The organism is Mesorhizobium sp., from assembly GCF_005063415.1.
Classification (GTDB): domain Bacteria; phylum Pseudomonadota; class Alphaproteobacteria; order Rhizobiales; family Rhizobiaceae; genus Mesorhizobium.
In genome coordinates, this window is the sequence record NZ_SUEG01000087.1 from 1 (window position 1) to 11,583 (window position 11,583).

14 protein-coding genes and 1 tRNA gene are annotated in these 11,583 nt (G+C 62.0%); 11 read left to right on the top strand and 4 right to left on the bottom strand.

Features of this window, described 5'->3' with window-relative positions; translation table 11 throughout:
• Positions 1-203: 203 nt before the first annotated feature.
• Entirely contained in the window at positions 204-503 is a 300-nt protein-coding gene (locus E5W70_RS21055; RefSeq protein WP_292661860.1) for a BA14K family protein, read from the bottom strand.
• A gap of 188 nt (positions 504-691) precedes the next feature.
• The gene (locus E5W70_RS21060) at positions 692-859 is read right to left on the bottom strand and encodes a hypothetical protein (protein WP_292661863.1); all 168 of its coding nucleotides are present in this window, start codon (positions 857-859) and stop codon (positions 692-694) included.
• 158 nt (positions 860-1,017) lie between these two features.
• Between E5W70_RS21060 and E5W70_RS21065 the strand changes: the two genes are divergently transcribed.
• From E5W70_RS21065 to E5W70_RS21075, 3 genes are all read left to right on the top strand, one after another.
• Positions 1,018-1,093, top strand: a tRNA-Thr gene (locus E5W70_RS21065).
• 668 nt (positions 1,094-1,761) lie between these two features.
• Positions 1,762-1,959, top strand: coding sequence for a hypothetical protein (locus tag E5W70_RS21070; RefSeq protein WP_292661866.1), 198 nt, complete (start codon positions 1,762-1,764; stop codon positions 1,957-1,959).
• Between the two features lie 136 nt (positions 1,960-2,095).
• Positions 2,096-2,734 carry a cupin domain-containing protein gene (locus E5W70_RS21075; RefSeq protein WP_292661869.1) on the top strand — a complete coding sequence of 213 codons (639 nt, stop codon included), beginning with the start codon at positions 2,096-2,098 and terminating at the stop codon, positions 2,732-2,734.
• Here E5W70_RS21075 and E5W70_RS21080 read toward each other — a convergent pair.
• Positions 2,662-3,366: a DUF2569 family protein gene (locus E5W70_RS21080; RefSeq protein WP_292661871.1), complete on the bottom strand. Its 705-nt coding sequence runs from the start codon at positions 3,364-3,366 to the stop codon at positions 2,662-2,664. The two genes, E5W70_RS21075 and E5W70_RS21080, sit on opposite strands and share 73 nt — an antisense overlap.
• A 139-nt stretch (positions 3,367-3,505) precedes the next feature.
• Here E5W70_RS21080 and E5W70_RS21085 point away from each other — a divergent pair, with 139 nt between their 5' ends.
• Entirely contained in the window at positions 3,506-3,706 is a 201-nt protein-coding gene (locus E5W70_RS21085) for a DUF2905 domain-containing protein (protein ID WP_023679908.1), read from the top strand.
• Between the two features lie 55 nt (positions 3,707-3,761).
• On the opposite strand, the gene E5W70_RS21090 is transcribed toward E5W70_RS21085, so the two are convergent.
• Positions 3,762-4,376: a TetR/AcrR family transcriptional regulator gene (locus E5W70_RS21090; RefSeq protein ID WP_292661878.1), complete on the bottom strand. Its 615-nt coding sequence runs from the start codon at positions 4,374-4,376 to the stop codon at positions 3,762-3,764.
• Between the two features lie 91 nt (positions 4,377-4,467).
• Between E5W70_RS21090 and E5W70_RS21095 the strand changes: the two genes are divergently transcribed.
• The 7 genes from E5W70_RS21095 to E5W70_RS21125 form a co-directional block, all read left to right on the top strand.
• Complete coding sequence (locus E5W70_RS21095) at positions 4,468-5,574, top strand: spermidine/putrescine ABC transporter substrate-binding protein (protein WP_292661881.1); 1,107 nt, start codon at positions 4,468-4,470, stop codon at positions 5,572-5,574.
• Between the two features lie 13 nt (positions 5,575-5,587).
• The gene (locus E5W70_RS21100) at positions 5,588-6,433 is read left to right on the top strand and encodes an ABC transporter permease (protein ID WP_292661884.1); all 846 of its coding nucleotides are present in this window, start codon (positions 5,588-5,590) and stop codon (positions 6,431-6,433) included.
• A gap of 2 nt (positions 6,434-6,435) precedes the next feature.
• Positions 6,436-7,218 carry an ABC transporter permease gene (locus E5W70_RS21105; RefSeq protein ID WP_292661886.1) on the top strand — a complete coding sequence of 261 codons (783 nt, stop codon included), beginning with the start codon at positions 6,436-6,438 and terminating at the stop codon, positions 7,216-7,218.
• Positions 7,215-8,279: an ABC transporter ATP-binding protein gene (locus E5W70_RS21110; RefSeq protein WP_292661890.1), complete on the top strand. Its 1,065-nt coding sequence runs from the start codon at positions 7,215-7,217 to the stop codon at positions 8,277-8,279. Before E5W70_RS21105 ends, E5W70_RS21110 begins: the two co-directional genes overlap by 4 nt.
• Positions 8,280-8,281: 2 nt before the next feature.
• A complete protein-coding gene (locus tag E5W70_RS21115; RefSeq protein ID WP_292661894.1) occupies positions 8,282-9,043 on the top strand; it encodes an MBL fold metallo-hydrolase in 762 nt (253 codons plus the stop codon).
• Positions 9,044-9,503: 460 nt separating this feature from the next.
• Positions 9,504-10,277 (top strand): NAD kinase, encoded by a 774-nt coding sequence (locus tag E5W70_RS21120; RefSeq protein ID WP_023679915.1) that lies wholly within the window; start codon positions 9,504-9,506, stop codon positions 10,275-10,277.
• A gap of 190 nt (positions 10,278-10,467) precedes the next feature.
• A partial coding sequence (locus E5W70_RS21125) for a DEAD/DEAH box helicase (RefSeq protein WP_292661898.1) occupies positions 10,468-11,583 on the top strand: 1,116 nt, incomplete at its 3' end.

An 11,583-nucleotide genomic window follows, 5' to 3' on the forward strand; every position in this document is an offset into this window, starting at 1 on the left:
GACAGCACCCCCCTCTGCCCTGCCGGGCATCTCCCCCGCAAGGGGGGAGATTGGCAGCTTCATCGACGGCGCCCATTCGCAAATGATGAGGTATGTCGACCATTCGAATAAGAGCCCAGACGCACAGAAAAAGGGGCAGTGGGGTGCCCCTTCTTCCGATTGCCTGAAACGGTCACCTCCTCTCAAAGCTGGCATAGTGGCTCTCAAAGCCGGCAGCGATGGCGATAACCGTCGTAGCCGACATAGGTATCCGAGTACGGGTCGTAGCTCTGGTAGCGGTTGAGGCAGCGCCGGACGTGCGAGGAGCCGCCGTCTTCCTCGATATAGACGGTGCGCGGCTGGGCCAGCGCGCTGCCGAGCAGGAAGCCGCCGACACCGGCGGCAATGCCGATGCCGAGGTGCTTGTGCTTGTGATGGGCGGCCGAAGGCTGAACCGTGCCGACCAGCATGGCGGCGGCGACAGTGGTGGCGACGAGGCCGGAAACGATGGGGCGATTGAACATGACGATCTCCTTGTTGTGGGAGGCGATCCAACCGCCTCTTGACCATCAGTCGTCCCGACAAGGAAAAAGGTTCGAAGATCTTTTTTTGATTTTTTCTCGACGGGGGAAATCGCCCGGTCCGGTGCTGTCAGCCGCGCGACCATGAACGGTCGCGCCGTTCGACAGTTCACCGGAACAATCGGCAGGCCTCAGCCCATGCCGGTGATATGGCGAAGCCAGAAGGCGAGCGCGATGAAGCCGATGATGGTGGTGACGCCGGTCCAGTCGATATTGGCGCGCTTCAGATCCTTGACGAGCTTCACCAGGAGAACCCAGGCCACGACGACGAGCGGGAGAATGATGACAAACCTGATCATGCGACTGCCTCGCTGATGCGATTGCACCTTCGATCAATATAGGAAGCGAATTGGCCGTTTTCAGGACGCCCTGGCGGCAGAACCGGCGCGTTCGCGGGGAACCGAAAAACGGAGTTTTGTCTTTACTGGCGCAGCAAATATGCTAACCGGAGCGCCGTGCCCTTGTAGCTCAGCTGGTAGAGCAGCGGTTTTGTAAACCGAAGGTCGGCGGTTCGATCCCGTCCGGGGGCACCAGTACGGGCTTCTTGAGACCTGCGGGGCGCTTGATATCTGCTCATCCCCGATATCCACAGGCCGGGGCCGTCAGGATCGGTAGCACATCAGCTTCAACGCATATATTCCCTAGCGGAAACCATAGTTCCCTAGCGGAAAACTTAGGAGTCTTCGTTGGAGCAGAGACGCACGACCGCCCCCTTCGTCAGCGGCATGTTTGGTGGCGTTGTCGTCTTCGCCTTCGCCTTCGGGTTCCGTTTCCTGATAAGTCCTGACCCTGATCCTGCAGCAAGAGCAACGACAAGCCTTTCGGTACTGGCCTTCGCCATTTGCTTCGGCGCGGCATTCCTTCGCGAGCATCGGCGCCAGATTGCGGCCGCCCGAGAATTTCTAAGCCGCCCAAGAACGTATTAGGCCCCACGCGTTCCCGACCGTCCCCCCCTCGGCGAACCACAAATTTTGCGTGACTTACCGGGTTAACGTGACATCAGATTGCGCTTTGGCGTCTCATACCAGTAGATCCCTAGCCTATTTGTGTCTTGCGCTTACAGGGCCGTCATTTCGGCCTCTCTCCGGGCTCCGGGCCATTTAACAGCATTCGATTCAATTGCTCCTGTGTATATTAGCACTAGCTCAATTAAGCGCGCCGACAATGCCCGTGCGGCGGGCCAAAAACCAAAGGTGTTGTCATGCGAAGTGATTTCGCCGCGGCGCGCGAGCTTTTGGAGTGCGCACAAAACCGCCTCTGCGGCGTGGATGAAACGAGCCGACGCGTCAACGAGGCCCTCGACGCGCTGATTGAAGAAATAGCCATCGCGGAATTCCGCAAGGCGCCACTAACGGTCGTGCCGTTTCCACGAGCGCGCCCGCCTAAGCATGTCCGGTAGAGCGCCGATCGCCCGCGTTGACGAGGAGCCGGCGGCTGGTGTTTCCGCAATCGCCCGTTCGAGCGTCGTTGAACGACCAATCCGTTGACGATAAAGTTGCCCGACACTGGTGCTCAGAAACCCGCGAGCTGATCCTATGTCACGCTGTGGAGATGTCTACGAGAACAAGGTGACCGGCGAATATGCCGTCATCCTGCGTGGCACCGAAGACCGCGGCCAGGGACCTGGCATCGCTCATCTGACCGCCCGGCCGGGAGCCGCAGTGGTGGGCGAGCACTTCCACCCGAACCTGACGGAACGGTTTACCGTCCTCCGCGGCCGGCTCGACGCTTGCATCGCCGGGAAGACTTTATCCCTGGGGCTTGGCCAATCCGCCACGGTCGAAGCAGGCGTCGCACATGATTGGTGGAACAGCAGCAAAACCGAAGAAGCGCATGTGCTGGTCGAAGTCGACCGGGCGCCAGGTGCGGACAATGTCGACCCGAACCGCTTCGAGCTGCTGATTGGCATGCTCTTCGGCCTGGCCAATGCCGGCAAGGTGGACAGAAAAGGCAGACCTTCGTCGCTTCAGGCGGCAGTCATCGCCAGGGAATTTGCCGACGTGATCGTCTTCACGCACCCGCCACCTTCGATTCAGCGAGTGGCGCTGGGGATCCTGGCGCCACTCGGCCATCTGCTCGGCTATCGCGCGATCGACCCCGACTACTGCAAGCCGCACGGGCATGTCACGCCGGCTCCTGAAATCCTCGCTCGAGCAGGCCTAACGGCTGGGTGATCCGGGTCGATACTGGGCGCCCGGCATTTTTGTCGGCAGCCATACACAGCACTCGCGGCAAGCTCTATGAAGCACTCGCGACCTGACCGGATATCGCGGCCCCTGTCGAACGTGTTTCTCACCCTGACCGACTTGTAGACATAGGCGACCCAGATCCCGGTCAGTACAAAAGAAACTGCGGGCATTACCGGCGCACCCCCTGCAAGCACCAGGCTCACAGGAGCGCTCATAACCGCTGAGATCCACACCGTGTCCAGAATAAACACGATTGGTATTGCAAACCACTGATACAGGAACAGCTGCTTGAAGCGGGAACTCCGCCGCAGCATTGCAACGAACACGATCACCTGAAGCACCAGAAACACCAGCAACAGGGCAATCTCGCCGTAGGCCGCCAAGGCGCCATTTGGCAACGTCATGAGGTGCCGGTAGCCGTCACTCGAAGAGAACAGCTCAGCCAGCGTGCGGAAAGGTGCCAAGCACTGTCCAATCGCCAGCAGCATAAGCCAGCCTCCGAAACCTACGAGAGCCGAAGTATCCTGTAATGGCCTTGCGGCTGACCGAACGGCAAAGAAAACAGGCACGCCGATCAGCAGCAGCAGTATGGCCCAATGCCAGATGGAGATCTGCATCCAATCCCTCCCTTGATGCCCTTTTAGGTTGTAACAGATTGCAAGCTCAACTCAAGAGGCAACATCGAGAGGAAGCGCTGCCTGCAGACCCGTAGGCGCTATATTTCTGGGACGATGCTATTTCCGGCAGGATGCTGCCATGTCGCGAACTCTGATCGTCGTTGGTCTCAGCATAGTCGCCATAGGCCTGCTGTGGCCTTGGTTGGCCCGGACCGGCCTTGGCAGGCTGCCCGGCGATATCGTGATCGAGCGTGAGAACTTCAGGCTTTATGTCCCCATCACCACGGGGATACTGGTCAGCATCGTGCTCTCGGCCATTCTATGGCTGATCAACCGTTAGGCGATGCTCCGGCTGCGGCGATTTGTGTTGCAGGCCCTACTCGCCCTTGATCTTCTTACACTCCTATCGCCGCCACCAATATCCTGTTCTGCCTCCGTATCGCCGTGCGCAGCTCAGCAAGCCTCGCCTCCTCGCGCTTCACGAATTCGATGAACATCATGTTCATGTTGTTGAAGATGAGTTCGCCGAGCGCCGGCCCGTCGATGTCGCGGCGCACCAGGCCGAGCGCCTGCAAGCGGGCGATAAGCCCACGGATCTGCTCGGTCAGGGCGCGGTCTAGCGCGGTATAGGCCTGGCCGAACGGGCTGTCCGGCAGTTGCGTCGAGATCGCCATCGCCTGTCGCCACATCTCCTTGCTGAGATAATGCAGCGAATGCTCGATATAGATGCCGAGCAGCGTGTCCAGCGCGTCGCCGACATTTGCCGGCGGGTTGGCCACCACACCGCGCCCGGCATTGAGCACCTCGTTGACCTCCATCGAAACGATCGCGCCGAGGATGTCGCCCTTGTTCTGGTAGTAATTGTAGATCGTGCCGACCGAGACTTCGGCCTGCGCGGCGATGGTCTCGATTTTGGCGCCTTCATAACCGGCATCGCGGAAAAGCGCCGCCGCCGCCTCGATGATGCGGCGGTGCCGATCCGCCTTCTGCCTTGCCCGCAATCCGCTCATAGCGGCTGTTTGCCACAAAAACAGAATTGACTCAATTTTAGAATTGGTTCAATTTTTTGCTACAAGCCAAAAAGGCAAGGGAGAACACTCGATGTCCGTCAATCCAAAGACCCCCAATCCAACCGTCAGGAATCCGCTTTCCGTTCTGAAGAGCCGTCTCCAAGGCGCGTGTGCCGCGGCAGCACTGCTGCTGGCGGCGGGCAGCCTCGCTCAGGCGCAGGATCTCAACGCGCTGATCTGGTGCGATCACGCCGATCCAGCACTGTTGCAGCCGTTCGAGGAAACGAACGGCGTCAAGGTCAATGTCAAGGAGTTCGAAGGCACCGGCGCCGGCCTGGCCATCGTCGAACAGTCGCAGCCCGGCGACTGGGACGTGATGGTGATCGACAGCATCGACATACCGCGCGGCGTCGAAAAGGGCCTGTTCGAACCGCTACCGGAAGACAAGCTGCCGCTGGCCGACCTGTTCCCGCAGGTGAAGATGGATAGCTCCACCGTGGTCAACGGCAAGCGTTACGGCATCACCGAAAAGTTCGGCTACAACACGATCGGCTACAATAAGACCAAGGTCGACCCGGCCGACATGCAGTCGCTTGCCGCGCTGACCGGCGACAAATACAAGGGCAAGATCGCCATCTACGATTATTACCTGCCGGTCATCGGCATGGCCGCACTGGCGATCGGCAAGAAGACCGCCGAGCTGACCGAAGCCGACCTCCCCGCCATCAAGGAAGAGCTGCTCAAAATGAAGGCCAACGCCAAGCTGGTCGGCGAAGTGACCGCCAGCCAGACGGCGCTGGCGACCGGCGAGGTCGACATACTGGTCGGCGGCGGCGAATGGGTGACGGCGGGGCTGGCCAAGGAAAACCCGGCGCTGGACTTCTCGATCCCGAAAGAAGGCGCTGTGCTGTGGTCGCAGTCGCTGGCAATGTTCAAGGATTCCAAGAACAAGGAGCTGGCGCTTAAATTCATCCAGTACATTATGAGCCCCGAAGGCCAGGCGCGGCTCGCGACCTCGTCCTGCTATTGGGGCATGCCGGCCAACAGCAAGGCGGCGTTGAGCGACGAGCAGAAGAAGATCCTGCGCTTCGACGAGCAGCCGGAATTCCTCGCCCGCGCGCAGTCCTATCCGGCCCCGAACGCCGATCTCGACAAGAAGATGCAAGACGTCTGGACCGAAATGCTGCAGGCGCAATGACCGGCTACCGGTCGTGAGCGCTGCCACAAAGAGTGAGCGTGCCCTGCCCTGGGCGCTGGTCACGCCGGCGCTCGGCTGGACGTTGCTGTTCTTCGTGCTGCCCTTCGTCGCCATGGCGGTATCCAGCCTGACGGCGCATGAAGCCGGCGGCTTCACGCTGTCCAACTACAGCCAGTTCTTTGCCAATCCATCCTACTGGCAGGCGATGGTGAACTCGCTGCAGGTCACCGCCATCGTTACTGTGATTTCGGTGCTGCTCGCCTATCCCTTTGCCTGGATCCTGGCCGAGCAGGTGCCGGAGCGCTGGCAGCGGCTGGCGCTGATGCTGGCAGTGCTGCCGTTCTGGACCTCCTATGTCGTGCGCTCCTATTCGTGGCTGCTGGTGCTGGCGCAGAACGGCGTCGTCAACCGCGCGTTGACCGGATCCGGCGTGTTCGGCGAACCGCTGCAGCTCGCCAATACGCGGCTAGCGACCGTCACCGGCTTCGTGCATTTCTTCGTCATGCTGCTGACGCTGACGATCTTCGCCAATCTGAAGCAGCTCAGCCCAAGCTACCGCAAGGCCGCCGCCGACCTCGGCGCCGGGCCGGTTCGGACATTCCTGCATGTCGTTTTGCCGCTGACGCTGCCTGGCATCATGGTCGGCGCCTTCCTCACCTTCGTGCTGTGCATCGGCGATTACATCACGCCGCAGATCCTCGGCGGCAACAACGAGCTGTTGATGCCGCAGCTCGTCATGATGCAGATCGGCCGGCGCGGCGACTTTCCGCTCGCCTCGGCGCTGTCGATCATCCTGATGGCGGTTGTCACCATCGCCTACCTCGCCTGCGCCCGCTGGCTGAAGATCGAGCGGGCCTGACCATGCGCGCTTTCATCCGCGTCGTCTCCGGCCTTTATGCCCTCGCCATCTATGGCTTCATCTTCCTGCCGGTGGTGGTGCTGGTGCTGTTTTCGCTGCAGGCAACGTCGTTTCCGATCCCGCCCTTCACCGGACCGTCGCTGCGCTGGTACGAGGCCGTGCTCGCCGATACGCGGCTCACTTCGGCGCTGGTCAATTCGCTGCTGGTGGCGGTCGTCTCCTCGGCTGCCGCCGTCACGTTGGGCTTTCTCTCCGCCTGGGGTTTTGCGCGCTTCGCCTTGCCGGGCTCGGGCCTGATGCGCGGGCTGATCACCTTGCCCTTGACCGTCAGCTATCTGATCATCGGCATGGGGCTGCTGGTGCTGTTCAATTGGGCCGGCGTGCCGAAGTCGCTCACTGCCGCCGGCATCGGTCATGTGGTGATCAACCTGCCGCTCTGCTTTGCCATCGTCTACAGCCAGATGGGCGACCACCAGATCAATATCGAGCGCGCGGCGCGCGACCTCGGCGCGCTCGAATGGAAGGTGCTGCTTTTGATCACGGTGCCAGTCATGGCGCCGGCCATCTTCGCCGGCTTCTTCCTGTCGATGACCTTCTCCTGGGACGAATTCGTCATCTCGTTCCTGTTGACGCGCTTCGACACGACGCTGCCGGTCGAGATCTGGAACCTGCTGCGCTCCGGTCTCAATCCCAAGACCAACGCCGTCGGCTCGCTGGTCTTCGCCGTTTCCATCGTACTGGTGGTATTGTTCGAGCTGATGCTGTTGCGGAGGAAGCCGGCATGAGTGCGCCACTGGTGGATATAAGCTCTGTCTCGCATCGCTTCGGCCAGCACACCGTGCTGAAGAACGTCTCGCTGACGATCGAGCCTGGCAGCTACACGATCCTGCTCGGGCCGTCCGGCTCCGGCAAGACGACGCTTCTGTCCATCCTCGGCGGCTTCGTCACGCCGAGCGAAGGCAAGGTGCTGATCCGCGGCGAGGACTGCACCGCCGTGCCACCGGCGAAGCGGCCGACGACGACCGTGTTCCAGGATTATGCGCTGTTCCCGCATATGAGCGTCGGCAGCAATGTCGGCTTCGGGCTGCGCATGCAGGGTGTCGATGGCGCAACCCGGGCAGCAAGGGCGCGTGAGGCGCTGGCGCTGGTTGGGCTCGCCACCGCCTTCGACAAGAAGCCGCACCAGCTTTCCGGTGGTCAGCGGCAGCGCGTCGCACTGGCGCGCGCTCTGGTGGTCGAGCCGGCGGTGCTGTTGCTCGACGAGCCGCTCGGCGCGCTCGACCTGAAATTGCGCCGGCAGATGCAGGACGAGTTGAAGGCGATCCAGAAACGAGTCGGCACCGCCTTCATCCACGTCACCCACGACCAGGAAGAGGCGATGGCGCTGGCCGACCATTGCGTGGTGATGAATGACGGGCGCATCGAGGACGAAGGACCGCCCGAGCGTGTCTATGCACGGCCGGCGACGCGCTTTTCCGCGACTTTCATGGGCGAAAGCACGCTGATAGCGGGAACGGTGACGGAGGCGAAGAGCGGCAAGATCACCGTCACCACGAAGCTTGGGTCGCTCTCCCTGCCCGGCACATTGCCGGCCGGCTCGACCGTTGCGCTGGCCGTCCGACCGGAGCACCTTGTCCTCGGCACGGCCGGCGGCGGCGTGGCACTTGGCATGGCCAAGGTGAGCGACGTTGTCTTCCAGGGCAGCTTCAAGCGTATGCTGGGGACCTCCACGACCGACCCGGCGCTGCACTTCATCGCCAAGGTCCCGGCCGCATCGGCCGTCCAGCCGGGCGACGTGGTCGCCGTGTCGTGCGATGCTGGCGACATCATCCTGCTTGCGGACTGAACATGAGCACGCTTCCAACCGTCGATGCTGCTAACTGGTACGAAACCATCCGCATGGGCGATGGCGTGACGCTGATCCACGAGCCGTGGATCAAGCCATTCTTCCGCTGCAACATCTGGCACGTGCGCGGCCGCGACCGCGATCTTCTGTTCGACACCGGCCTCGGCCATTTCAGCCTGCGCTACCACGTGCCGCTGGTGACGGAGCGCAAGCTCACCTGCGTGGCCAGCCACACGCATTTCGACCATATCGGCTGTCATCATGAATTTCCCGACCGCTGCGTGCACCCGGCCGAGGCCGAGATCCTCGCCGACCCGCGCAACGAATGGACGGTTGCCGACCGCTATGCGACTGATGAGATGTTCGACGGCATGCCGCAAGGCTGGGACACGAAGCGCTACCGGATCCTGCCCGCACCAGCCGGCCGGTTGCTCGAACAAGGCGACATCGTCGATCTCGGCGACCGTGCCTTCGAGGTGATCCACACGCCCGGCCATTCACCCGGCGGCATTGCGCTCTACGAAAACAGGACGGGCATCCTGTTTTCCGGCGACATCGTCTATGACGGCCCGCTGATCGACGATGTCTATCACTCCGATATCGACGACTATGTCGAAACGCTGCTGCGCATGCGCGATCTCGGTGTCTCGGTCGTGCATGGCGGCCATTTCGCGAGCTTCGGCAAAGTCCGCTATCGCCAGCTTGTCGACGAGTATCTCGCGCAAAAGCGCCAGGCCGGCTGCCATCTGTTGCGGGCCCGATAAGGACTAGCACTGTAGCGTCAAAGTGCCCTTTGCGGACAGGGTGTCCCCGCCGCGTCGCCGCAGCGTGAAGCCGTGGGCTGGGGCCTAAAGCTCTTTTCCTCCGACTGGCGCACCAGTTCCGCGAAAGCCAGGGCAAAACTTGCCAGCATCAGGAAGACGATAATCAAGCGTGCCAGCGGCAATAGATCGGCCTCGACTGGTTAGCCCCACGCCGCCCGTCCGCTGCCGGCTAACATGATCGATATGGCTTTACGAGAGTTTAAGGCGAGTCTTAACCATCACATCATTTTGTCCCGCGACATGATGCGCGAGTGCGGCTTGTTTGGCCGCCAACTCAAGGCACCTCCCTCCCTTTGCAGAAATGCCCACCCATGCTAACCCGGCGCTGGCGCGGCCCAGCAACCGGTCGCCGCCAATCGGCCGCCAAACGGTCGTCGCCAATCGGTTGTCGTTGAGAGCCATGAGCAAAACCGCCAGCCGTTTCGCCTTCGTCTCATCCGGTACAGCCGACGCCAATGCGGCGCTGGAAAGCCTTTCTGCACGTTACGGCCAGGCATCCGTCGAAGAGGCCGGGATCGTCGTGGCGCTCGGCGGCGACGGCTTTCTGCTGCAGACCCTGCGCGAGACGATGAGCACTGGAAAGAAGGTCTACGGCATGAACCGTGGCACCATCGGTTTTCTGATGAACGAATACCGCGCCAGCGGCTTGACCGGGCGCATTGCGGCGGCCGTTGCCGAAACGATCCGTCCGCTGGAGATGCAGGCGGTGACGGCCGAGGGCGAGACGATTTCGGCGCTCGCGATCAACGAGGTCGCGCTTTGGCGCCAGTCCTACCAAACCGCCAAGATCCGCATCACCGTGGATGGGCAAGAGCGGCTGGAGGAATTGCACTGCGACGGCGTGATGATTGCGACGCCGGCCGGCTCGACCGCGTATAATCTGTCGGCGCACGGGCCGATCCTGCCGCTCGACGCTCCGCTGCTGGCGCTGACCCCGGTCAGCCCGTTTCGTCCGCGCCGCTGGCGCGGCGCGCTGCTCTCCAACAAGGCGATCGTGCGTTTCGACATTCTGGAGCCGGAAAAGCGGCCGGTGAATGCCGCCGCCGACCACACCGAGGTCAAGGCGGTGACGACGGTCACGGTGAGGGAATCGCCGACGGCAACGGCGACGCTGCTGTTCGATCCCAACCATTCGTGGAACGAGCGCATTCTCGCCGAACAGTTCAGGTATTGAGCCGGCGCGGCAGCCACTGCGCAAATTAAGCATCGCGATTAAGGTTACGACTTCACAATCGCGCCAATGCCGCCCGTTTGTGTTGACAAATCGTGGGCTTGCGCCTACCTGCAATACCAATCTTGCAGGCGCGCGGCGCTTGCCGCGACTGCTTACGTTGCGCCCCCGAACCAGCCAAAGACAGCCAAACTTGTCCTCAGACACCCAGATCGCTCAAGAAGCGTTGACCTTCGCAGACCTCGGCCTGTCGCCGAAGGTCCTTTCCGCAGTTACCGATGCCGGCTACACCGAGCCGACGCCGATCCAGGCTGGTGCTATCCCGCACGCCTTGCTCGGCAAGGACGTGCTGGGCATTGCCCAGACCGGCACCGGCAAGACGGCGTCCTTCGTCCTGCCGATGCTCACTCGGCTGGAAAAGGGCCGCGCCCGCGCCCGCATGCCGCGCACGCTGATCCTCGAGCCGACGCGCGAGCTCGCCGCGCAGGTCGAGGAAAACTTCGTCAAATACGGCAAGAACCACAAGCTCAACATCGCGCTGCTGATCGGCGGCGTGTCCTTCGACGAGCAGGACAAGAAGCTCGAGCGCGGCGCCGACGTGCTGATCGCGACCCCCGGCCGCCTGCTAGACCATCGCGAGCGCGGCAAACTCCTGCTCAACGGCGTCGAGATCCTCGTCATCGACGAGGCCGACCGCATGCTCGACATGGGCTTCATCCCCGACATCGAGCGTATCTGCGAGATGATCCCGTTCACCAGGCAGACGCTGTTCTTCTCAGCGACGATGCCGCCGGAGATCACCAAGCTCACCGAGAAATTCCTGCACGCACCGGTGCGCGTCGAAGTGTCGAAGGCTGCATCGGCCGCCACCAACATCATCCAGCGGCTGGTGAAATCCGGGCCAAAGCCCTGGGACAAGCGCGAGACGCTGCGCAATCTGATGAAGGCCGAGGATGCGGAACTGAAGAACGCCATCATCTTCTGCAACCGCAAGGTCGAGGTGTCGGAGCTGTTCCGCTCGCTGCTGAAATATGATTTCGACGCCGGCGCCCTGCACGGCGACATGGACCAGCGCGCGCGCATGCAGATGCTGGCCAATTTCCGTGACGGCAAGCTGCGCTACCTCGTCGCTTCGGACGTCGCGGCGCGCGGCCTCGACATTCCCGACGTCAGCCATGTCTTCAACTACGACGTACCGATCCACGCCGAGGATTATGTCCACCGCATCGGCCGCACCGGCCGCGCCGGACGCTCCGGCAAATCCTTCACCATCGCGACCAAATCGGACACCAAATACATCGACGCCATC